The organism is Streptomyces sp. NRRL B-1347 (assembly GCF_000720325.1).
Lineage (GTDB): Bacteria > Actinomycetota > Actinomycetes > Streptomycetales > Streptomycetaceae > Streptomyces.
Window position 1 is genome coordinate 126,381 of sequence record NZ_JOJM01000031.1, and the last position, 22,429, is coordinate 148,809.

Below are 22,429 nucleotides of genomic sequence, written 5' to 3' on the forward strand. Positions count from 1 at the left end.
ACATGGGCGAGCCTCCGCGCCGACCCTAGGTTTCCGGCTATGACAAGCGGACCCCACCCCAACCTGGCCGCCCGCGAGGCCCTTTCGGCGGCCGTGGACCTGCGCGGCCGCACCGCCCTGGTCACCGGCGGCGGCAGCGGCATCGGCCGCGCCTGCGCCACGGCCCTAGCGGCGGCGGGTGCCGACACCCACGTCGTGGACATCGACGCGGCCGCCGCGAAGGCCGTCGCCGACGCCGTCGGCGGGCACGCGCACACCGCGGACCTCGCCGACGCGGAGGCGATCGCCGCGCTGCCCACCGCCGTCGACGTCCTCGTGAACAGCGCCGGGCTCCAGCACGTCGCCCCGCTCACCGACTTCCCGCCCGCGCGCTTCACGCTCATCCAGCAGGTCATGGTCACCGCCCCGTTCCTGCTCCTGCGGCAGACCCTGCCCCACATGTACGCGCGGCGCTGGGGCCGCGCCGTCCACATCTCCAGCGTCCACGGCCGGCGCGCGAGCGCCTTCAAGAGCGCCTACGTCGCCGCCAAGCACGGCCTCGAAGGCCTCAGCAAGGTCACCGCCGTCGAGGGCGCCCCGTACGGCGTCACCAGCAACTGCGTCAGCCCCGGCTACGTCCGCACCCCCCTGGTCGAGGGCCAGATCCAGGACCAGGCCGCCGCCCACCGCGTCAGCGACGACACCGTCGTCAGCGATGTGCTCCTGGCCCGCTCCCCGATGAAGCGCCTCATCGAACCCGCGGAGGTCGCCGCGGCCGTCCTCTGGCTGTGCGGCCCGCACGCCGACTTCGTCACCGGCACATCCCTGCCGCTCGACGGCGGCTGGACCGCGACCTGACCGGACGGCCCGCACGCCCCGGGGCACTCCCCGCGCCTCCCCGCACTCCGCACGACCGCCCGTACCCGTCCCCGCCGAACACCTGGAAGTGGCGCCATGGCCTCCCTGCCCAGCACCCCGCCCCCGCGCACGAGCCTGCCCCGCGTCGTCGCCGCGAGCCTCGTCGGCACCACCATCGAGTGGTACGACTTCTTCCTCTACGGCTCCGCGGCCGCGCTCGTCTTCAACGACCTGTTCTTCCCCACGGCCGACCCGCTCACCGGCACCCTCATCGCCTTCATCACGTACGCGATCGGCTTCCTCGCCCGGCCGCTCGGCGGTGTCGTGTTCGGGCACTTCGGCGACAAGGTGGGGCGCAAGAAGCTGCTCGTCCTCAGCCTCCTGCTGATGGGCGGCTCCACCTTCGCCATGGGCCTGCTGCCCACGTACGCGGCCATCGGGGTCGGCGCGCCCGTGCTGCTCACCGTGTTGCGCCTCGTACAGGGCTTCGCGCTCGGCGGCGAGTGGGGCGGCGCCGTCCTCATCGTCTCCGAGCACGGAGGCCCCGCACACCGCGGGTTCTGGGCGTCCTGGCCGCAGTCGGGCGCCCCCGGCGGCAACCTGCTCGCCACCGGCGTGCTCGCGCTGCTCGCCGCCGTGCAGTCCGAGGCCGCCTTCGAGTCCTGGGGCTGGCGCATCCCGTTCCTGCTGTCCGGCGTCCTGGTGATGGTCGGCCTGTGGATCCGCGTCTCCGTCAGCGAGTCGCCCCTGTTCCTCGAAGCGCGCGCGAAGGCCGAGGCCGCCGCCGCGCGGGGCGTCAAGGAGGAGACGCCCGTCGTCGAGGTGTTCCGCACCGGCTGGCGGCAGGTGCTCACCGCCATCGGCACCCGCTTCGGCGAGAACATCTCGTACTACGTCCTCACCTCCTTCGTGCTCGTCTACGTCACCAAACACCTGGACCTGCCCAAGAGCACCGCCCTGAACGCCGTCCTCATCGGCTCCGCCGTGCACTTCGTCGCCATCCCCGCCTGGGGCGCGCTGTCGGACCGCATCGGGCGGCGGCCGGTGACGCTCATCGGCTCGGTGGGCATGGCGCTGTGGGCGTTCTTCTTCTTCGGGCTCGTCGACTCCGGGTCGTTCGCCGTGATCACGGCGGCGGTCACCGTGGGGCTGCTCCTGCACGGCGCCATGTACGGGCCGCAGGCCGCGTTCATCTCCGAGATGTTCGACACCAGGGTGCGCTACTCCGGCGCCTCGATGGGCTCCCAGCTCGCCTCCATCGTCGCGGGCGCGCTCGCGCCGATCATCGCCGTGCAGCTCCTGAAGGAGTACGACTCGTCGGCGCCCGTCGCGCTGTACCTGTGCCTGGCCGCCCTGGTCACCACGGTCACGGTGGCCCTCGCGCGCGAGACCCGGGGCCGGGACCTCGGCCGCGCGGAGACGGACGCGCAGGGGGAGCCGGACGTACGAGAAGAGCCGGACGGGCGAGGCGAGCCGAACGGACCGGGAGAGCCGAACGCGCCGGGAGAGCCGGACGGGTCCGGGCGGCCGGGCGCGCGGGCAGAGCCGGACGCGCGCGGGCAGGCCGCGGGCGCCCCCACGCCGGTACGCTCCGGCGACCCCTCCTGACACGGCCCGCCGCCGCGGTCGTGGACATCCCCCGCACGTCGGAAGGCAGCCGCCCCATGGCAACCGCCCACGCCCGCCCCGGCACCGCACCCGCCCCCGACGCCGCCGCGGCCCTGCGGGAACTGTTCGACCTGCTCGGCCGGCACGCCCCGGCCGAGCAGTTCGCCCGCCCCGCGGCCGCGGCCAGGGCCGCCGGGGCGGACCGGACGCAGCTCGCCCTGATCGAGGACGCCACCGACGCGGCCCTCGCCGTCCGCCGCACCCTCGACCAGCACCGGCGCCGCGAGGCCGAGCTGTCCGCGCTCTTCGACACCGCGGGCGACCTGGCCGCCCTCACCGACCTGGACGCGGTCCTGCGCGCCATTGTGCGCCGGGCCCGGCTGCTGCTGCGCACCGACGTCGCGTATCTGACCCTCAACGACCCCGCCGCGGGCGACACGTTCATGCGCGTCACCGACGGCTGCGCCTCCGCGACCTTCCAGCAGCTGCGGCTCGGCATGGGCGAGGGACTCGGCGGGCTCGTCGCCCAGACCGCCCGGCCCTACGCCAGCGCCGACTACCGCGCCGACACCCGCTTCCAGCACACCCGCGCCATCGACACGGGCGTCGGCGAGGAAGGCCTGCGCGGCATCCTCGGCGTGCCGCTGCGCGTGGGCAGCCGCGTCATCGGCGTCCTGTACGCCGCCGACCGCAGCCCGCGCGACTTCACCCCCGACCAGATCGCGCTGCTCGCCTCGCTCGCCGACCACGCCGCCGTCGCCATCGACGGCGCCCGCCTCCTGGAGGAGACCCGGGCCGCGCTCGTGGAGCTGAACACCGCGACGGCCACCGCGCACGCGCAGAGCGAGGCGCTGCGCCGCGCCGCCGAGACCCACGACCGGCTCACCGACATCGTGCTGCGCGGCGGCGACGTGGCCGACGTCGCCGCCGAGATCGCCGCGCTCCTCGACGGCGGCCTGGTCATCCAGGACGCCGACGGCACCGAACTGGCCCGGGTGGGCGCCGCCGCGCCGACCCCGCCCGCCCGCGGCGTCGCCGCGTCCCGCGCCGGCGGCCGCGCCGTGCCCGTCGACGGGGTCTGGGTCTCCGCCGTGCTCGCCGGGCCCGAACTCCTCGGCAGCGTCGCGCTCAGCGGCCGCCCCGACCTGACCGACAGCGACCGGCGCCTGTTCGAACGCGCCAGCCTCGACACGGCGCTGCTCCTGCTCCTGCGCCGCACGGTGGCCGAGGCCGAGGACCGGGTGCGCGGCGAACTCCTCGACGACCTGCTCACCGCCGCGCACGCCACCGACCCGCGCCGCGCCGAAACCCTCGCCCTGCGCGCCCGCCGCCTCGGCGTGGACCTCACCGAACCGACCGCCGTGCTCGTCCTGCACGGCGAACCGGAGCTGCGCACCCGCCTGGCCACCCGGGCGCTGCGCCGCGCCCGGACCCTGCGCGGCCTCGCGGGCCCGCTGGGCGGCCACGTCGTCCTCCTCGCCCCCACCGCCGAGCCGGGCCCGCTCGCCGAACGCCTCGCCGCCGAACTCGGCGAGGCCCTCGGCGCCCCGGTGACCGTCGGCGCCGCGGGCCCCGCCGACGGGCCCGCGCGGCTGCCCGCCGCCCACGCCGAGGCCCTGCGCTGCCTGCAGGCCCTGACCGTCCTCGGCCGCACAGGCGAGGGCGCGAGCCTGCCGGACCTCGGCTTCGTCGGCGTCCTGCTCGGCGACCGGACGGACGTCACCGGATACGTCCACCGCGTCCTCGGACCCGTCCTCGACTACGACGCCCGGCGCGGCACCGACCTCGTGCGCACCCTGGAGGCCTACTTCGACCAGGGCGCGAGCCCGGCCCGCGCCAAGGACGTGCTGCACGTCCACGTGAACACCGTCGTGCAGCGCCTGGACCGCACCGCCCGCCTCCTCGGCGCCGACTGGAACACCCCCGCCCGCGCCCTGGAACTCCAGCTCGCCCTGCGGCTCAACCGCCTGAGCCGCTCGCCGGGGCCCCGTCGGGGCTAGCCGCGCGGTCCCGGCGCGGCTGCGCGGGCACGCCGTCCAGGGTGCCGGTGGGCAGCGGTTCCGCCACGCCCCCCGGGCCGGTGCCGACCGGGTCCGTGCGGTACTGGTGCGACTGGAGCTCGAAGAGTCGCCGGAAGACGCCCGGCCCCTCGGTGGCCATGAGCGTGGCGAAGTCGCCGTGCTCGACGAGCCTGCCCTCCTCCAGGACGAAGATGACGTCGGCCTCCTTGACGCTGTGCAGCCGGTGCGTTACCAGGACGATCGTCTGGTCCGCCGAGGCGAGCGCGCGGATCTTGTCGAAGGCGTCGATCTCGGCGGCCGGGTCCATGCTGCTGGTGGGCTCGTCGCAGATGAGGATGCCCGCGTCCCGGAAGTAGGCGCGGGCGAGGGCGATGCGCTGCCACTGTCCGCCGGAGAGGTCGACGCCGCCCTCGTACCCCTTCTCGCACAAGGTGTCCCAGCCGTGCGGGAGTTCGTCGAGGATCCGGTGCGCGTCGGCGTACGCGGCCGCCGCGTCCAGGCGCGCGGAGTCGTGGAACTCGGCCGGGCGGCTGATCGCCACGTTCGCGCGCGCCGTGAACGGCCACCGCTGGAAGTCCTGCGGCACGAGCGCCACATGGCCGAACACGTCGTCGCGGGCGAGCGCGCGCAGATCGGTGCCGTCCCAGGTGACCGTGCCCGACGACGGCGGGTACAGGCCCGCGAGGAGCTTGCTGAGGGTCGTCTTGCCGGAGCCGTTCGCGCCGACGAGGGCGATCACCTGGCCCCTGCGGACGCTGAGGGACACGCCGTCGAGCGCGTCGCGGGCCCGGCCGGGGTAGCGGTACGTCACCCGGTCGAAGGCGATCTCGGCGGGCGGCTCGGGCACCGCCGCCCCCGTGGCCGGGATGGCCCGCCGCTCGGCCTCCTCGCGGGCCCGGATGAGGTCCGTCATGAACAGGCTCTGTTCGTAGAGGTGGTGGATGTTCGTGACCAGGCGGCGCAGCCCCGCCGTGCCGCTGGTCAGCGCGAGGACGGCCGTCGCGCCCGAGGCGAGCGGCATGTGGCCGTGCGTCAGGAGCCAGGCCAGCAGGCCGTACGTCACCGCCGCCGTCAGGCCGGACAGGGCCGACGTGCCGAGGTCGGTGCGGGCCTCCAGGTGCGCGAGGCGCGTCTGCTCGTCCGACGCCTGCGCCGCCATCCGGTCGAACTGGTCGAGGAGGAAGGGGCCCGCGCCGTGCACCCGCAGCTCCGGCGCCGCGTCCTGCGAGATCAACAGGCGGCGCAGGGCGCCCAGTTGCCGCACGTGCTCCAGCCACACCTGCACCGACTCGTACGTCCTGCGCGCCGCCCGGACCGTGCCCCACGCCTTCGGCACGATCACGGCGACGAGCAGCGGAAGCAGCGCCGGGTGCAGCACGGCGAGGACCCCGCTGACGGCGAGGAGCGCCATCGCGGCCTCGACGATGCCGAGGGTGTGCTCGATGAGGCGGCGCGCCGCGGTCTGGCCGTGCTGCCCGGAGTCGAGGGCCGCGTGGAAGTCGGCGCGCTCCATGTGCTCCACCTCGACCCGCACGACGTGCTCCAGCATGGAGAGCGCGGCGATGCGCTCCACCTTCGGGCCGAGTCTGCCCGAGGCCGCGAAGGACACCGCCCGCAGCGTGGCCGCGAGCGCGCTCGCGGCGGCGACCCCGATCAGGGAGGGCAGCGCGTCCTGCACCCGCTCGGCCGTCGGGCCCGCCGCGAACAGCGACACCAGGACGCGGTTGGTGGCGAGAAGCCCGAACGCGGTCGCCGCGGCCTGCCCCAGCTGCGCCACCGCGACCACCACGAGCGCCACGGGGTCGGCCCGCCAGCCGAGGACGGCCGTGTGCCCGATGAGCGTGGGGATCTGCCGCAGGATGGTGAAGAACGACGTCTTCAGCTGCGCGCCCTCGTGCACGGTCCATCCCCACGAACTTCGCAACCGCCCCCCGAAGAGCAGCTGTTCGGGCGGTGCGTGCTCGGGCGGCGCGGCGGGGTCTCCGCCCGCCCGGCCGCGCCGCCGCCGCGCGCCGGCTCGTGCTGGATGGTGCTGCCGCACATTGCCCTCCCAGGTGTCCGTGGTCCCTTTGGGTGCTGGGACCACCCTCCCGGGGGAGCGGCCCCGGCGGGGTGCTATGGGCACAATCTGCGCGGGATGGGGTGAAATCGGCCTGGAATGACGGTGAACGGGGCCCGAAGTGCGCTCGTGCGACGGTCAGTTGTCGCAGGGGCCGCCGTGCGGCGCGGACGCGTCCGGGACCAGGACGACCTTGCCCGTGACCGTGCCCGACTCGGCGAGCCGCAGGGCTTCGGAGGCCCGGGACAGCGGGATCCGCGCGGCGACCTGGGCGGTCAGGCCGCCGTCGGCGAGCAGTGCGAAGACCTGCGCCAGGTCCGTGCGCAGCCGCGCGCGGAAGGCGTCGGCGCGGCGTCGCCCGGCCCAGATGTTGTAGAAGCGCGCGTGCCGGGAGTTCGGCAGCGCCTGCCACAGCGCGAGGCGCGCGAACAGCTTGAGTACCGGGGCCTTGGACGACCCGGCCACGTCACGGGTGGACGCCGTCCCGTACGACACGAGGGTGCCGCCGGGCGCGAGCAGCCGGAACGACTCCACGATCCGCTCGCCGCCCACGTGGTCGAAGACCGCCCGCACTCCGTCCGGCGCGAGCCCGCGAAGGCGCGCGTACAGCTCGGGGTCGCGGTAGTCGACGGGCGTGACGCCGAGCCCGCGCAGCGCGTCGTGGTGGCGGCGCGACGCGGTGCCGATGACGCGGACGCCCGCGATCCGGGCGAGCTGCGCGAGCGTGGAGCCGACGCCGCCGTTCGCGCCGAGCACCACGACGGTGTCGCCCGCCCTGACCTTCGCGGTGCGGTGCAGCATCTGCCAGGCGGTGACGCCGTTCACCACGAGCGTCTCGGCGTCGGCGGACGCGACCGAATCCGGTACGGGGACGAGGTCCGCGGCGGCCACCGCGACGTGGCTCGCCCAGCCGCCGGTCTTGGTGAGGGCGGCGAAGCGGCCGCCGGTGAGGGCGGGGTCGACGCCGGGCCCGGTGGCCACCACGCGCCCCACCAGGTCGTAGCCCGGCACGAAGGGGAACGGCGGCTGGTCGAAGTACTTGCCGCGCCGCATCTGCTGCTCGGCGAAGGAGACGCCGGTGGCCTCCATGGCGAGCAGCGCCTGCCCGGGGCCGGGGGCCGGGGCGGCCCGGTGGCGCACGGTGAGCCCATCGGGCTCGACGATCCCGGGCAGGACGACCTCGGTGGCCGTGGCGATGGGGGCGGCGGTCTTGACCATGGGTGTCCTCTTTCAAGGGAGTGAGCTTCTCGCTGAAGTTAGAAGCTATAACGCAAGCATGCATCTCTATCACTGAAGCCGTCAAGGAGCCGATGCCCGCCGGGCTGATCCGCGACGGCCCCCGCGGGGCAGAATGGGAGGGCTGCGCGTACGCGAACCGCGTGCGACCCGTACTCAGGAAGGCGAAGGTGCGGCGATGGAGAACCCGGCCCCCGGCCCGCTCACCCCCGGCCGGCTCGCGCTCGCCACCGCCACGCCCGACGACTGGCGCGTCGTCACCGGCTGGGCGGCGGACGAGGGCTGGAACCCGGGGCTGCGGGACGCCGAGTCCTTCTTCGCCCAGGACCCGGAGGGATTCCTCATCGGCCGCGTCGACGGCGAGCCGGTCTCGGCGATCTCCGTCGTCAACTACGGCGCGTCGTACGCGTTCCTCGGCTTCTACCTCGTCCGCCCCGACGCCCGCGGCCGGGGCCACGGCATCGCCACCTGGCGCGCCGCGCTCGCCCACGCGGGGGACCGCACGGTGGGCCTGGACGGCGTACCGGCGCAGCAGGACAACTACCGCCGCTCGGGCTTCGAGCACCGCCACGACACCATGCGCTACGTCGGCCCGGCGGCGCCATCGGGACCGGTGCCCGCGCACGTGCGCCCCGCCGCCGAGGTCGGGCACGAGGCCCTCCTCGCGTACGACAGCGCCTGCTACCCCGCGGACCGGCCGCGGTTCCTCGCCGCCTGGCTGAGCACGCCCGGGCACCGCGCGTTCGCGAGCGTCGTCGACGGCCGCGTCACCGGGTACGGGGTGCTGCGGCCCGCGCGGGACGGCGCCCGGGTCGGACCGCTGTTCGCCGACACCCGCGCGGACGCCGACGCGCTCCTGGACGCGCTGACCGCCGGCCTGGACGGGGCGGGCGTCGCGATCGACGTGCCCGAGTCGAACGCGGCCGCCGTCGCGCTCGTGGCGGCCCGGGGCATGGAGCCGACGTTCGCGACGGCGCGCATGTACACCGGGCCGGTGCGCGCCTTCGCGCAGGACCGGGTGTTCGGCGTCACCACGCTCGAACTGGGCTGAGCCGGAGCGCCCGGCGCGGGGAGCCGCGCCGCCGGTCAGGTCACCGTGAGCCGCCGCTTGCTCGTCGTCGCGGAGCTGTTGCCCACGTACACGTCGAACGCGCCCTCCTCGACGAGGAATTCACCGCGCGGGTCGTTCGTCCAGAAGCCCAGGTCGTCGGCGCCGAGCCGGAAGCGCACGGTCCGTGACGCGCCCGCGGCGAGCGTCACCCGGCGGAAGCCGCGCAGCCTGCGCACCGGCTGGGTGATGCTCGCCGCGAGGTCGTGGACGTACAGCTGCACCACCTCGTCGCCCTCGCGCGCGCCGGTGTTGGTGACGGTGACGGACACCTCCACCGCGTCGCCCGCGCGCAGCGCGCGGGCCGGGACGCCGGTGCGGCCGAGCCGCGGCTCGCCGATCTCGAAGGTCGTGTAGCTCAGCCCGTGGCCGAACGCGAACTGCGGGTCCGGCGGCAGGTCCAGGTACGTGGACGTGTACTTGTTGTCGGCGGCGTACGGCCGGCCCGTCGACTCGTGGTTGTAGTGGACGGGGATCTGCCCGACCGCGCGCGGGAACGAGACCGGCAGCTTGCCGCCCGGGTTGACCGTGCCGAACAGCACGTCGGCGATGGCGTTCCCGGCCTCGAGGCCCGGGTGCCAGGCCTCCAGGACGGCGGGCGCGCGCTCCAGCCAGCCGCCGACGGTCAGCGGGCGGCCGTTCACGAGCACCACCACGAACGGCTTGCCGGTCGCCGCGACGGCCTCGATCAGCTTCTCCTGCGCGCCGGGCAGACCGAGGTCGGCGCGCGCCGCGGCCTCGCCGCTCAGGGCGGGCGGCTCGCCCACGACGACGACCGTCACGTCGGCCCCGCGCGCGGCCGCGACCGCCGCCGGGATGCCGCCGGTGTCCTCGCCCGCGGCGCCGACCCCGAGGGCGTACGTCACCTCCGCGCCCGGCGCCGCCCGCCGGACGGCGTCGAGGACCTTCACCGACGGGTACTTCGCCGCCGCGGCCGGGACCGCCCAGGTGCCGAGCAGATCGTCGGAGTCGGCGAACGGGCCGACCACGGCGAGGGACGCGACGGACTTCTTCAAGGGCAGCGTGGCCGCCTCGTTCTTCAGGAGCACCAGGCAGCGGGCGGCCGTCGAGCGCGCGGCCTGCCGCGTCGCGGGGGTCGGCCCGTCGACGGCCGCGCCCTCGGCCTCGTCGACGTAGGGATCGTCGAACAGGCCGAGGGCGTATTTCAGGCCGAGGATCCGCGCCACCGCGTCGTCGAGGCGCCGCTCGCTGATCCTGCCCTCGCGCAGCAGCCGCTCGCCGTGCTCGCGGAAGTGGGTGCTGACCATCTCCATGTCGACGCCCGCGGTGAGCGCGAGCCGGGCCGCCGCCGCCCCGTCCTCGGCGAAGCCGTGCGCGATCAGCTCCTGCACGCCGGCCCAGTCGCTGACGACGAAGCCGTCGAAGCCCCACTCCTTCCTGAGGACGTCCGTGAGGGTGTGGGCGTTGGCGTGCGCCGGGACGCCGCTGATGGTGTTGAAGGAGGCCATGACGGTGGCCACGCCCGCCGCCAGGGCGGCCTTGAACGGCGGCAGGTACAGATTGCGCAGCCGGGACTCGGACACGTCCACCGTGTTGTAGTCGCGGCCGCCCTCGGCGCCGCCGTACGCGACGAAGTGCTTGGCGCAGGCGGCGACGCGGTCCTTCGCCCGGACGTCCCCGCCCTGGTAGCCCTCGACCTTGGCGGAGGCGAACTCGGCCGTCAGATACGGGTCTTCGCCGCAGCTCTCGGCGACGCGGCCCCAGCGCGGCTCGTGCGTGACGTCCATCATCGGCGAGAACGTCCAGTGCACGCCGTTCGAGCGGGCCTCCCGCGCGGAGACCTCGGCGTCGGTGCGCGTCACCCCGGGGTCGAAGCTCGCCGCCTGCGCCAGCGGGATCGGGAACGTCGTCCAGAAGCCGTGGATCACGTCGAGCCCGAAGAGCAGCGGGATGCCGAGCCGGGACTCCTCGACGGCGATGCGCTGCAGCGCGTTGGTGCTCTGCGCGCCGAAGGTGGAGAGCACGGACCCGAGGCGGCCCGCCCGCGCCGCGTCCGCTGCTTCTGCTGCGTTCTTCGCGCCGCCGCCCGGACCGGTGTCCCAGGCCCAGGCGAGCTGCTGGAGCTGGCCCAGCTTCTCCTCGACCGTCATGCGGTCGAGCAGCTCCTGGACCTCGGGGCCGGGGCGGGCGGGCCGGGGCGCGGCCCCGGCGACCCCGGTGCCGACGGCGCCGCCCGCGACGGCCGCGCCCCCCACCGCCGACAGACCGGACAGCAGCGTGCGCCTGCGTAGCTCTCGCATGTGTTCGCCTTCTCACGTCACAGTGGCGGGCAAGCGGGGGAGTGGCCACAAGAATTGAAGCGAAAGTACGGGGCGGGTACAGGGGGGTCAAGCGAGGCGGCAGAGGCAGTCGAGTGCTTCGCTTCCACGCTTGACCTCAAGATTGGTTGAGGTCTTACGGTTTCTCGCATGAGCATGGAAACCACGGCGTGGACGCAGATGTACAGCGTCATGAACGCCCAGCAGGAACGCCGCCCCTTCGCCCGCGCGACGCTGCGCCGCATCGCCGCCTTCGCCCGCCCGCACCGCCGCCGCATCACACAGTTCGTGCTGCTGAGCGTCGTCACCGCGGTGCTCGCCGTGGCCACGCCGATCCTCGCCGGACACGTCGTGGACGCCATCGTCTCCGGCGCCGAGTCCTCGCTCGTCGTCCGCTACGCCCTGCTCATCGCCGTCATCGCGGTCGCCGAGGCGGCCCTCGGCATCCTCAGCCGCTGGCTGTCGGCGACGCTCGGCGAAGGCCTCATCCTCGATCTGCGCACGGCCGTCTTCGACCACGTGCAGCGCATGCCGGTCGCGTTCTTCACGCGCACCCGCACCGGGGCCCTCGTCAGCCGCCTCAACAACGACGTGATCGGCGCACAACGCGCCTTCAGCAACACTCTTTCGGGTGTCGTCGCCAACGTCGTCACGCTCCTGCTGACCCTCGGCGTGATGCTCGCCCTCTCCTGGCAGATCACGCTGCTCGCCCTCGTCCTGCTGCCGGTGTTCGTGCTGCCCGCGCGGCGCATGGGCACCCGCATGGCGCGGCTCCAGCGGGAGGCCGCCCACCACAACGCCGCCATGGGCACCCGGATGACCGAGCGCTTCTCCGCGCCCGGCGCGACCCTCATCAAGCTCTTCGGGCGGCCCGCCGACGAGTCCGCCGAGTTCGCCGAGCGGGCGAGCCGGGTGCGGGACATCGGGGTGCGCACGGCCATGGCCCAGTCGGCCTTCATCACCGCCCTCACCCTGGTGTCGGCCCTCGCGCTCGCCCTCGTCTACGGCCTCGGCGGGTACTTCGCGCTCGAAGGCTCCCTGGAGGCGGGCGCCGTCGTCTCCCTCGCGCTGCTCCTGACCCGCCTGTACGCGCCGCTGACGGCCCTCGCCGGCGCCCGCGTCGAGGTGATGAGCGCCCTGGTGAGCTTCGAGCGGGTCTTCGAAGTACTCGACCTGGAGCCGCTCATCGCCGAGAAGCCGGACGCGGGCCGGGTGCCCGACGGCCCCGTCGCCGTCGAGTTCGACGACGTCCGCTTCGGCTACCCCGCGGCCGACAAGGTCTCCCTCGCCTCCCTCGAGGAGGTCGCGTCCCTCGACGGCCGCGGCGGCGCCGAGGTCCTGCACGGCCTGTCCTTCCGCGCCGAGCCCGGACAGACCGTCGCGCTCGTCGGCTCGTCCGGCGCGGGCAAGTCGACGATCGCGCAGCTCCTGCCGCGCCTGTACGACGCCGACGCCGGGACCGTGCGCGTCGGGGGCGTGGACGTGCGCGACCTGTCCGCCGACTCCCTGCGCGACACCATCGGCATGGTCACCCAGGACGGCCACCTTTTCCACGAGTCGGTCCGCGCGAACCTGCTGCTCGCCCGGCCCGGCGCCGCCGAGGACGACCTGTGGGAGGTGCTGCGCAGGGCCCGCCTCGACGACCTCGTACGGTCGCTGCCGGACGGGCTCGACACCGTCGTGGGCGAGCGCGGCTACCGGCTCTCGGGCGGCGAGCGGCAGCGCATGACCATCGCGCGCCTGTTGCTGGCCCGGCAGCGGGTCGTCATCCTCGACGAGGCGACCGCGCACCTGGACAACACCTCCGAGGCGGCCGTCCAGGAGGCCCTCGCCGAGGCCCTGTCCGGGCGCACCGCCGTGGTCATCGCCCACCGCCTGTCGACCGTGCGCTCGGCCGACCAGATCCTCGTGGTCGAGGACGGGCGGATCGTGGAGCGGGGAACGCACGAGGAACTCCTCGTGGCGGACGGACGGTACGCGGAGCTGTACCGGACGCAGTTCCTCTCGGGGGACGACATGGAGGTGGCCGCCTGACAGCCGTTCACGCTCATACCCCGCGGACCCGCCCCTTTCTCGGGGGCGGGTCCGCGGGGTATCGGGGCGTGGAAGGGCTACGCGGTCTTCTTCTCGTACGTCAGGAACACGGTCCCGCTGTCCAGGGCGTCCACCTCGGTGCGCTGCCAGAGCGTGGGGTCGAAGGGGGTCTTCTCGCCGAACAGGGGGATGCCCGTGCCCACAGTGAGGGGGGCGAGCTTGATGACGAGGCGGTCGATCTCGGCGTACAGGGCGCCCGCGAGCTCGCCGCCGCCCACGAGCCACAGGTCCTTGCCGGGCTCGCGCTTGAGCTCGCGGACCTTGGCGGCCGGGTCGGTGGCGACCAGCTCGACGGCCGGGTCGGGGCTCTCGGTGAGGGTCCGGCTGAACACGAGGTGCCGCAGGTGCGGGTAGCAGTCGGCGAACCCGGCGTCCAGGCCGATCTGATACGTGTGGCGGCCTTCGAGCACCGTGTCGAAGTGGGTGCCTTCGGCGGTGATGCCGAGCGCGGACCGCGCCTGGACGGGGAGCGTCTCGGGGTACTTCCCGGCGAGCAGGCGTACGTAGTCCTCGGCCACCGGCCAGAAGCCGTCAGGGCCGGTGGGGTCGGAGCCGTCGGGCCCGGCGATGCGGCCGTCGAGGGACATGGCGATGAAGTAGGTCAGCTTGCGCATACGGGCTCCAGGAGTGAGAAAGGCGGTGGTGGCGGTGCGGGGGCGGCGGCGGTTCAGCTGCGGCTGCCGGGCTTCGGGAGAGGCCGTGGGCGCGGCATCGAGTGCGGCTTGGCGGGCTGCGGGAAGGGACGGCGGTGCCGACCGGCGCGGAACTGGGTCTGGTTACGGACGTGGGTCCTGGCTCGCATCTGGACTCCTTCTGCGGGTCGCTGACCACGACCCCGACGGGCTGTGGACGGCCCGGGACGGGCCGCGCACGGAGCGTCCAGAGCACATCGGGTGATGTACTCTGTTCGCAGTGGTTAGAACGTAGTACTTCACTTGCAGTGGTGTCAAGGGAATCGAGAAGACGTCATGAGGCAGAACCCCGCCCGCCGTACCGCCCTGCTGGACGCCGCGATCGAGGTGCTCGCGCGCGAGGGCTCCCGCGGACTCACGCTGCGCGCGCTCGACACGGAGGCGGAGGTCCCCAAGGGCACCGCGAGCAACTACTTCGCCAACCGCGCCGAGCTGCTCGCCCAGGCGATGCAGCGCGTCCAGGAGCGGCTGATGCCCGCGGAGGACGCGCTCGCCGACACGATGCGCGAGGCCCCGTCCATGGAGCTGGTGAGCACGCTCCTCGGGCAGCTCGTCGAGCGGATGCGGGCCGACCGCAGCAGCCATCTGGCCCTGCTCGAAATGCGCCTGGAGGCCACCCGCCGCCCGGAACTGCACGCCGAGCTGAGCCGGTTCATGGCCGAGCAGCTGGAGGGCAACATCAGCTTCCACCTGGACGCGGGCCTGCCCGGCGACCGCACCGGCGTCGTGCTGCTCTACCTCGCCATGCTCGGCCTGATCGTCGACGACCTGACGGTGCCCGAGCTGCTCACGCCGTTCTCGATCGACAAGCTCATCGAGGAACTGCCGCGGCGGCTGCTGCGCTGAGCCCGGACGTGGACGCCCGAGACAGCGCGGGACGGGCCCTGGTGGGAGCCCTGGTAAGGGGCGGTTAGGGGTACTGAGGGCCCGAAGGCCGCCCTACTGTGGAGCGCGGAAGAGCCGCAAGCCGTGCCGCAGGGCTCTTCGGACAGGGCCGGTCCCGGAGCGGCGACTCCTTTCATTTCCCCCATGGAGGGATGCGCCGCTCCGGGCCGGTGTGCCGCCCCGCCGCCGGTCAGGCCCCGGGGCGCAACGTGATCGCGGTGAGGACCAGGCCGTCGTGCGTCAGCCAGCGGCCCGTGAGCTCCTGGGGAAAGCCCGGCTCCCGTACGGGCGGCAGGATCCGCGCGGTGAACCCGCCCGAGGCCGGGTCCGCGGACCGGTGGAAGACGACGTCGGCCTCCTCGAACCCCAGCGGCCTGCGCGTGAGCGGATACCAGGTCTTGTAGATGCTCTCCTTGGCGCTGAACAGGGCGCGGTCCCAGCGCACTTCGGGCCACCGCTCCAGATCCGCACGTACGCGCCGCTGCTCCACGGGCAGGGCGACGGCCTCCAGGACCCCCTCCGGCAGCGGCTCCGCGGGCGTCGCGTCGATGCCGACCGAGCGGACGCGCGAGGTCAGGGCGACGGCCGCGGCACGGTAGCCCGCACAGTGCGTGATGCTGCCGACGACGGCATCGGGCCAGCGCGGACTTCCCTTGACGTCGGGCAGGACGGCCGCGGCGGGCCGCCCCAGGTCCTCCAGGGCGCGGTGCGCGCAGTACCGGCCCGTGGTGAACTCGCGGCGCCGCGCCTCGACCGACCGCGCGATCAGGGCCTCCTCGTCGGGGTGCAGCACGACGCCCTCCGGATCGAGCCTGGATTCGCGGCAGACGACGTCCTCGGGAACGAGCCGCGCCAGCAGGGACGGCGGCGCCTGGCGCGTGCCGGTGCTCACGGCGTGCCTTCCTTCTCCCGGTCCTGCCGGTCTTGCCGGTCTTCGCGGTCTGTGCGGTTCGTCCCGGCCTCCTGGGCGGGCGCGGTGTCCGCGTGCTTGGTCTGGCCGCGTGCGGGCAGGTAGACGAGCAGTTCGGTGGCGACGAAGCGGACGACGAACGTCGTCAGGAGGGCGAGCGCGGTGGCGGGCAGGACCGTCATGTCCGCACCGTCGACGAGCAGCGCGATGAGGGGGATGCGCAGCAGCAGGTCGGCGTTGGCGAGCAGCGCGAACCGGCCGAGGCGGTCGGCCCAGTGCCGGTGTTCGCGTCTGCCGCGGAAGAGCAGCAGGTCGATGAGGACGAAGTTCCACAGCACGCCGAACTGGTTGGCCACGATCTCTGCGGGCAGGTAGTGCAGGCCCGCGCCGGTGAGCGCGGCGAGGCCGATGAGGTTGGGCAGGAAGCCGGACAGGCCGATGACGCCGAACGCGACGATGCGGGCCACGGGCGTCGCGGTGCGCAGGGACACGAGGTGGTTCAGGAAGCGCAGGCCCTCGCGCACGGTCGACTTCGACTCGCCCGCGTAGCGCTCCTGGAAGGAGAACGGCACCTCGGCGACCGTGCGCGGGCGGCAGCGGATGGCCAGCTCAAGGAGGATCTTGTAGCCCAGCGGCTTGAGGATGTCGGCCTGGGCGTGCACGGTGTCGCGGCGGATCGCGAAGAACCCGCTCATCGGGTCGCTGATGCCGCGCAGCGCCGAGGGGAAGAGGGACTTGGTCACCAGGGTCGAGGCGCGCGAGACCGCGACGCGGTAGCGGCCGGAGAGCCCGGCGTGGCTGCCGCCGCCCGCGTACCGGCTGGCGACGACGAGTTCGGCGCCCGTGCGGCGCCCCGTCTCCACCAGCTCGGGCAGCAGCGACGGCGGGTGCTGGAGGTCGGCGTCCATGACGACGAGCCACTCCGACGCCGCGGCCTTCATGCCCTCCACCACGGCCCCGCTCAGACCGCCCGTCGGCACCTCGCGGTGGATGACGTGCACCGGGAACGGGCAGGTGAGGGCGGCCCGCTCGATCGCGGCCGGGGTGGCGTCGGTGCTGTCGTCGACGAACAGGGCCTCGCAGTCCAGGTGGCCGGGCAGGGCGGCGGCGAGCCGGGCGAGCAGCTCCTCGACGTTCTCCGCCTCGTTGAACGTCGGGATGATCACGGTGACGGTGGTGCGCACCCCGTCCGGAGCGACGTGACCGAGACCCTCGGGCGCCGCGGCTTCCCCGGAGTCGGCGTCGGAGCCGGAGTGGGCGTCGGAGTCGGGGCCAGGGCCGGACACGGTCATCGGGGCACGCTCCCGGGTCGGAGCGCGCTCGGTGTCTGCGTTGTCGCCATCGTCGTCCTCTACGGGTCTGCGCGCGTGCGTCCCACGCGAGCGCGTCACATCGGCGTGCCCTGGCCGGCAGGCGTTTCCGGGAGGACCACGGTGACCGCCCGCGGGGGCGTGGCACGGGGAGACACGTCGGACCCGGCGAGGGCGGGGTCGCCGACAACCGCCGGCGCCGTCGGCACGGCCGTCGGCACCGCTGTCGTGCCGGTGTCGGCCCGGTGATCCTCCCGCCGGAGGCTATCCGCGGCCGATACCGCCCTCCACCCCTATCCGTCCCCTAGCGGGCCGCCCGCCGCGGCTCCGCGGTGTGGCCCAGCGCACAAAGAATGCTTTGCGACGGCGGCCGGGGCGTTCGGCCGAGTTCGCGTGCGCCCGGGGCGAGTTGCCGCTCCCGTTCGCGCGGCCAAAGCGAGCGGCGGCCGGAAACGTGCACGTAACAATGTGACGCGGACGGCACTCCGGTCGGCGGGTGCTCCCCGCCGTGCGGCGGGGCTTCCGCCGGTAACTCGGAGGTGACGTCGCCCGGGCCGGTGGGGCTCCTGGAAACTTTCACAGGGAATTTTGCCGTCGGATTGCCGCTGGATTGTTTTTGGTTTCCGTTCCGGAGGGGCTCCTTTGAGGTGCCCGCTGTGACGCTTGCCTAACGCATTCTTAACACCTGACAGGACAGGGGCGCCGATGGCCGGTCCGCGACAGGCCGTCAAATCGGTGTGGGGCGCGGGGCTTTGGGTAGCCGGAGCGGCAGTGGATCAAGAAGTGGCGGCTTCTGGAGGCAGGCCCCGGGGGGTAGGGCCGGGTGTGCCGTGCTTGCCGGGATCACCCCCTCATAGGGCCTGTGGTCAGGCATGTTTCCGGACAGTGTGGCTCGATGGGCGCTGGGTCACGGAGCCATGGCCGGTTGAGCTTTCTCCTTTCTCACAATTGGAGTTCAAGGTTCCGTATGGGTGCGACCGGTCGCCGGAGCCTATATCACAGACAGGGCCGGAGTGGGGAGGGCTGAACGTTGCGAGTCATCGTGGATTTGGGGGGTGGGCACGCTTCTTTCGGGGCTACCTCGGCGTCAAGTTTCAGTCATAGTTGTGTTGTTGACTGAGTGCCCCAAGAGTCCCGGCGGAGATATTTGGAATTCTCCCTGGTATCCTGCTCCAGGCTCCTGCGGCAACTTGATGAGTGCGATATGCGAATAAGGCGCCCAGTGCAGTTTGCGATAATTTCTTACGGGGAGGAAACCGCACTATGAGCCTGGTCGAGCGAGTCGATGAGTGGGCTCTCTTGGAGGACGTACTGGCGAACAGCGCGGAGCGGCCTTCCCGTGTTGTGTTGATAAGAGGGCCGGTGGCCACCGGCAAGAGCGAGCTGCTGAACAGCGTCGCCGACGAGGCCGAGGCACGAGGCCTGACCGTGCTCAAGGCGACGGGTTTACGAGCCGAGCGCAGGACGCCCATGGCGGTCTTCGGTCAACTGCTCCTCCACGCCGACCAGATGGCGGAGCAGGACGCCGGGGCGACCGCGCGGGTGGCGCGCCTGCTCGACGACGCCAAGTTCACCGCCATGCTCCGCGACCCCGACAGCGAGCGCGAGGAGCACGTACGCGCCCACGTGATGCGGTCCCTGACCATGGCCCTGCGCGGCCTGGCCCGGGGCGGGCCGCTGGCCGTCCTCATCGACGACGTCCAGTACGCCGACATCCCCTCGCTCCAGTGCCTGCAGTACGCGCTGCGCGAGCTGCGCGCCAAGCCCGTCGTGATCGTCCTCGGCCTGCGGACCGGGCCGCACGCCGAACGGCCCATGTTCAGCGCGGAACTGCTGCGCCACCCGCGCCTCACCCAGCTGCGGCTCACCACCCTCGGTGAGGCCGGCACGGCCGAGCTGCTGCGCGCCCACCTCGACGGGACCGCGGCCCACGGCCTCGCGCCCGACGTCCACCGGCTCAGTGGCGGCAACCCCCTGCTCGTCCGGGCCCTCATCCACGACCTGCTCGCCCACGGACCGCTCGACCACGACCACCGGGCCGCCGGGCAGGGCGCCGACAGCACCCTGCCCGCCGGGCGGACCGTGCCCGCGGGCGACGCCTACCGGCAGTCCGTGCTCAGCTGCCTGCACCGGGGCGAGGACGCCGTCCTCGCCGTCGCCCGCGGCCTCGCCGTCCTCGACGACGCCGCCTCCGACGCCACGCTCGCCGACCTGCTCGACCTCGACCGCGAGACCGTCGCGCGCTGCCTGCGCACCCTCGCGGCGGCAGGCCTGACCGGCGAGGGCGCGTTCCGCCACCCGCTGGCGCGGACTGCCGTCCTGGACGACCTGGCGCGCGAGGACCGCATCGGGCTGCACCGGCGCGCCGCGGGCCTGCTGCGCCGCCACGGCGCCGAACCGCCCGTCGTGGCCCGGCACATCGTCGCCACCGGCGAGGTCGAGGGCGCCGAGTCCCTCGACGTGCTGTGGGAGACGGCCACCCGCGCCCGGCGCGACGAGGACGTCTCGCTCGCCATCGCCTGCCTCCACCTGGCCGACGAGACCTGCCCGCGCGGGGAGCGGCGCAGCGAGATCCTCGCCGAACTGGCCCGCCTCGCCTGGCGGGTGCGGCCCTCGACCCTCGGTCCGCACCTGGGCGCGCTGCGCGCCGCCTTCGACGAGGGCTGGCTCGCCGAGCAGGCCGTGCCCGTGCTGATCTCGGGCCTGCTCTGGCAGGGCAGGTTCGACGAGGCCGCCGAGGTCGCCCGCAAGGGCCAGGTCGCCTACGAGGGGGCGTCCGCCGTCAGTGGATACCTGGCGTCGGGCTCCGTGCGCACCACCTACCCCACGCTGCGCGAGCGCATCGGCGCCGACAACTGGCCCGCCCCGCAAGGAACCTGGGACGTCCTGACGACGCCGGGCTGCGACCCCCGCGGCCGCGTCGGCGCCGCCCTGAACGCCGTCCTGTCCCGCGGCGTCGACCCGCACGCCGCCGACCTCGCCGAGACCGTCCTGCAGGGCACCCGGCTGAGCGACGCCACCCTGGAGACGCTCACCTCCGCCCTGTCCGTACTGATCTACTGCGACCGGCTCGGCCGGGCCGCGCACTGGTGCGACGCGCTCCTGCGCGAGGCCACCAGGCTCGGCGGCCCCGGCTGGCAGGCGCCGCTGTCCGCGGTCAGGGCGACCATCGCCCTGCGCCAGGGCAACGCGCCGGACGCCGTGCGGTACGCGCTCACCGCCCTGTCGTGGATCTCGCCCCAGGGCTGGGGCGTCGGCATCGGCTCGATCCTCGCCACCCTGGTCTCGGCGCACACCGCGATGGGCCAGTACGAGCAGGCCATGTCGTATCTGGACCACCACATCCCGGAGGGCCTCCCGGAGACCCGCTACGGCCTGGAGCTCAGCTACGCGCGCGGTCAGCTCTACGCCGCCATGGGGCGCGTGCGTCCGGCCCTCGACGACTTCCTGACCTGCGGCGAGCTGATGATGCGCTGGGGCATCGACCAGCCGGCGCTCGTGCCGTGGCGGTCCGCGGCCGCGGAGATGCACCTGCGCACCGGCGGCGAGGCCGAGGCCGACCGGCTCGTCAGGGAGCAGCTGGCCAAGTGCGGCCCCGGCCAGTCCCGCACCCGCGCCCAGACGCTGCGCGTGCTCGCCGAGGTGGCGGGCCTGCGACGGCACCACCACGCGCTGCACGAGGCGATCGAGGAACTGGAGAAGTGCGAGGACCGGCTCGAACTGGTGCGGGCCCTGGGGGCGCTGAGCCGTTCCCACCACGCCCTGGGCGACCTCGGCCAGGCGCGGATGATGGCGCGGCGGGCGTGGCGCATCGCGCGGGACGCGCGGGCGGAGGCGCTGTGCGAACAGCTGCTGCCGTACGGCGACGGCGAGGCGGGCGCGGCGGAGCGCCCGGCGCGGGACGGGGAGGCCTGCCCGGCGGAGGAACTCACCGACGCGGAGCGGCGCGTGGCGTCCCTGGCGTCCTTCGGGCACAGCAATCGCGAGATAGCGCGCAAGCTGTTCATCACCGTCAGTACGGTCGAACAGCATCTGACGCGGGTCTACCGGAAGTTGAACGTCTCCCGCCGCAAGGATCTCCCGCACGATCTGCTGGCGGACACGGCGTGCTGACCCGGCCGTGGCGTTCTGACAACGTTGTGCCGGCCGCCGGTGGCCACCAGTGGGGGGTGGCGGCCGCGGTCGGCGCCCCCGCTGGGGCGGCGGTGCGGGGCTCCGTCAGCGGGCGGTCGGCAGACAGCCGCAGCGCACCTGTCCCTCGCAGAACATGAACAGACGGTCCGTCATGCGCCGTGCCACCTCCGGGGACGAGGAGGAGAACACCACGGTCCCGGTCGACGCCGCGTAGCGGCCGAGGACCCGGTGGAGGATCTTCTCCGACACCTCGTCCACGTCGTCCAGGGGACGGCACAGCAGGAGCAGCTTCGGCACGTGCAGCAGCGCGCAGCCGACGGCGGTGCGGGAGCGCTGACCCGGGGTGAGCGCGGCGACGGGCGTGCGCTCGACGGACCGCAGGTCCAGGGCGTCAGTTAAGTCCGTCGCGCGCTCCGCGGCCGTCTCCGGAGGCAGACCGTGCCGCAGAGCCGTGCCCACGAGGACATCGTGAACTGCCCCTTCGGGCAACGGCATGCCCGAAGGGACGACCCCGACGAGCCGCCGCACGGCCTCGGGGTCGGTCCGGGTGTCCCGCCCGTGGACGGCGACGGTGGCGGCGAAGGACCCGCCCGGACCGTCGTCGTCGAGCAGCCGGTCCAGGAACCGGTCCGCCGATGCGTCGTCGGAGACGACCGCGAGGCACGCGTGGCGCTCGACCCGCAGGAGGCTGTCGTGGCCAAGCGCCCCTTCGTGCGCCGCCGCCGCGCCGCCGCCCGTGGGCCGCACCTCCAGGGCCATCGGCTCCAGCCGGGCTCCGCCGGGCGCGGCGCCCGGACGGTGGTCGTGCACCGCGAACCTTCGGCTCTCCGGCCCTGGATGCATGAAGCCTCCTCTGGATAGTGATTGTTGAACAATTCGTCACGCGGGAACTGATCCGGGCGTGTGGTGCGGCCACCATAGATCATTTCAAGGCGGCTCCTGACTTTCGTACAGTCTTCAGGATCGAAGCCGCGCTACTAAAGTACTCATTGCGTCTGGTGCAACATTTCGTGCCCCTTGAGAACCGTCGTTCGGGCGCGCGTTACGGTGCTATGAGCGTGAACGCAACAGTGACCGAGCGCGGGTGCGGGTGTGCCGGCCACGCACCTCTAGGTGCCGTAAGGGGATGTTGAGGGGTTTCTCCGTCCCCCGAAGGCGCCGAGATAATCAAGGGCACCGTCAGACGTGCCGTGTATCGGAGGCGATTCGCGGGCCCGACCGGCCCCCGTGGGGCAGGGCACGGGCCGTGCTGATCG

The 22,429-nt window shown here is 73.7% G+C and carries 14 protein-coding genes; 7 read left to right on the plus strand and 7 right to left on the minus strand.

Translation table 11 applies throughout. The features are described 5' to 3' along the window. Positions 1–39: 39 nt before the first annotated feature. The 3 genes from IG74_RS0125005 (at position 40) to IG74_RS0125015 (ending at position 4,445) form a co-directional block, all read left to right on the plus strand. Positions 40–837, plus strand: coding sequence for a 3-hydroxybutyrate dehydrogenase (locus IG74_RS0125005; protein WP_030681543.1), 798 nt, complete (start codon positions 40–42; stop codon positions 835–837). Between the two features lie 96 nt (positions 838–933). Next, positions 934–2,445, plus strand: coding sequence for an MFS transporter (locus tag IG74_RS0125010; RefSeq protein WP_078869017.1), 1,512 nt, complete (start codon positions 934–936; stop codon positions 2,443–2,445). 56 nt (positions 2,446–2,501) lie between these two features. Further along, positions 2,502–4,445, plus strand: coding sequence for a helix-turn-helix domain-containing protein (locus tag IG74_RS0125015; RefSeq protein WP_030681549.1), 1,944 nt, complete (start codon positions 2,502–2,504; stop codon positions 4,443–4,445). Here the strand turns inward: IG74_RS0125015 and IG74_RS0125020 are convergent. Together IG74_RS0125020 and IG74_RS0125025 are read right to left on the minus strand one after the other, a co-directional pair. Further along, the gene (locus IG74_RS0125020) at positions 4,405–6,366 is read right to left on the minus strand and encodes an ABC transporter ATP-binding protein (protein WP_063761291.1); all 1,962 of its coding nucleotides are present in this window, start codon (positions 6,364–6,366) and stop codon (positions 4,405–4,407) included. The genes IG74_RS0125015 and IG74_RS0125020 overlap by 41 nt on opposite strands. A 297-nt stretch (positions 6,367–6,663) precedes the next feature. Then, positions 6,664–7,743 (minus strand): medium chain dehydrogenase/reductase family protein, encoded by a 1,080-nt coding sequence (locus IG74_RS0125025; protein WP_030681560.1) that lies wholly within the window; start codon positions 7,741–7,743, stop codon positions 6,664–6,666. 196 nt (positions 7,744–7,939) lie between these two features. On the opposite strand from IG74_RS0125025, the gene IG74_RS0125030 reads away from it, so the two are divergent. Further along, positions 7,940–8,812: a GNAT family N-acetyltransferase gene (locus IG74_RS0125030; RefSeq protein WP_030681563.1), complete on the plus strand. Its 873-nt coding sequence runs from the start codon at positions 7,940–7,942 to the stop codon at positions 8,810–8,812. A gap of 35 nt (positions 8,813–8,847) precedes the next feature. Here the strand turns inward: IG74_RS0125030 and IG74_RS0125035 are convergent, their stop codons facing one another. Continuing rightward, entirely contained in the window at positions 8,848–11,130 is a 2,283-nt protein-coding gene (locus tag IG74_RS0125035) for a glycoside hydrolase family 3 N-terminal domain-containing protein (RefSeq protein WP_030681566.1), read from the minus strand. Positions 11,131–11,298: 168 nt separating this feature from the next. Here IG74_RS0125035 and IG74_RS0125040 point away from each other — a divergent pair, with 168 nt between their 5' ends. Beyond that, on the plus strand, positions 11,299–13,182 hold the full coding sequence (locus tag IG74_RS0125040) for an ABC transporter ATP-binding protein (protein ID WP_037826005.1): 1,884 nt from the start codon (positions 11,299–11,301) through the stop codon (positions 13,180–13,182). Between the two features lie 77 nt (positions 13,183–13,259). Here the strand turns inward: IG74_RS0125040 and IG74_RS0125045 are convergent, their stop codons facing one another. Next, positions 13,260–13,856 (minus strand): dihydrofolate reductase family protein, encoded by a 597-nt coding sequence (locus IG74_RS0125045; RefSeq protein WP_030681572.1) that lies wholly within the window; start codon positions 13,854–13,856, stop codon positions 13,260–13,262. 354 nt (positions 13,857–14,210) lie between these two features. Here IG74_RS0125045 and IG74_RS0125050 point away from each other — a divergent pair, with 354 nt between their 5' ends. Beyond that, positions 14,211–14,780, plus strand: a complete 570-nt coding sequence (locus tag IG74_RS0125050) for a TetR/AcrR family transcriptional regulator (protein WP_030681573.1) — start codon at positions 14,211–14,213, stop codon at positions 14,778–14,780. 229 nt (positions 14,781–15,009) lie between these two features. On the opposite strand, the gene IG74_RS0125055 is transcribed toward IG74_RS0125050, so the two are convergent. After that, positions 15,010–15,711, minus strand: coding sequence for a 4'-phosphopantetheinyl transferase family protein (locus IG74_RS0125055; protein ID WP_234334447.1), 702 nt, complete (start codon positions 15,709–15,711; stop codon positions 15,010–15,012). Beyond that, positions 15,708–17,021: a glycosyltransferase gene (locus IG74_RS0125060; protein WP_078869018.1), complete on the minus strand. Its 1,314-nt coding sequence runs from the start codon at positions 17,019–17,021 to the stop codon at positions 15,708–15,710. The genes IG74_RS0125055 and IG74_RS0125060 overlap by 4 nt, the downstream gene beginning before the upstream one ends. A gap of 1,281 nt (positions 17,022–18,302) precedes the next feature. Between IG74_RS0125060 and IG74_RS0125065 the strand changes: the two genes are divergently transcribed. Next, positions 18,303–21,152, plus strand: a complete 2,850-nt coding sequence (locus IG74_RS0125065) for a helix-turn-helix transcriptional regulator (RefSeq protein WP_030681580.1) — start codon at positions 18,303–18,305, stop codon at positions 21,150–21,152. Between the two features lie 105 nt (positions 21,153–21,257). On the opposite strand, the gene IG74_RS48135 is transcribed toward IG74_RS0125065, so the two are convergent. Beyond that, complete coding sequence (locus IG74_RS48135) at positions 21,258–22,016, minus strand: hypothetical protein (protein WP_158857753.1); 759 nt, start codon at positions 22,014–22,016, stop codon at positions 21,258–21,260. Positions 22,017–22,429 lie beyond the last annotated feature (413 nt).

Coding starts and splice junctions, on each gene's coding strand:
- IG74_RS0125050 (WP_030681573.1), top strand. CDS start 14,211: ATGAGGCAGAACCCCGCCCGCCGTACCGCCCTGCTGGACGCCGCGATC.
- IG74_RS0125005 (WP_030681543.1), top strand. CDS start 40: ATGACAAGCGGACCCCACCCCAACCTGGCCGCCCGCGAGGCCCTTTCG.
- IG74_RS0125030 (WP_030681563.1), top strand. CDS start 7,940: ATGGAGAACCCGGCCCCCGGCCCGCTCACCCCCGGCCGGCTCGCGCTC.
- IG74_RS0125045 (WP_030681572.1), bottom strand. CDS start 13,856: ATGCGCAAGCTGACCTACTTCATCGCCATGTCCCTCGACGGCCGCATC.
- IG74_RS0125065 (WP_030681580.1), top strand. CDS start 18,303: ATGAGCCTGGTCGAGCGAGTCGATGAGTGGGCTCTCTTGGAGGACGTA.
- IG74_RS0125025 (WP_030681560.1), bottom strand. CDS start 7,743: ATGGTCAAGACCGCCGCCCCCATCGCCACGGCCACCGAGGTCGTCCTG.
- IG74_RS0125035 (WP_030681566.1), bottom strand. CDS start 11,130: ATGCGAGAGCTACGCAGGCGCACGCTGCTGTCCGGTCTGTCGGCGGTG.
- IG74_RS0125010 (WP_078869017.1), top strand. CDS start 934: ATGGCCTCCCTGCCCAGCACCCCGCCCCCGCGCACGAGCCTGCCCCGC.
- IG74_RS0125040 (WP_037826005.1), top strand. CDS start 11,299: ATGAGCATGGAAACCACGGCGTGGACGCAGATGTACAGCGTCATGAAC.
- IG74_RS0125060 (WP_078869018.1), bottom strand. CDS start 17,021: ATGACCGTGTCCGGCCCTGGCCCCGACTCCGACGCCCACTCCGGCTCC.
- IG74_RS0125015 (WP_030681549.1), top strand. CDS start 2,502: ATGGCAACCGCCCACGCCCGCCCCGGCACCGCACCCGCCCCCGACGCC.
- IG74_RS48135 (WP_158857753.1), bottom strand. CDS start 22,016: ATGCATCCAGGGCCGGAGAGCCGAAGGTTCGCGGTGCACGACCACCGT.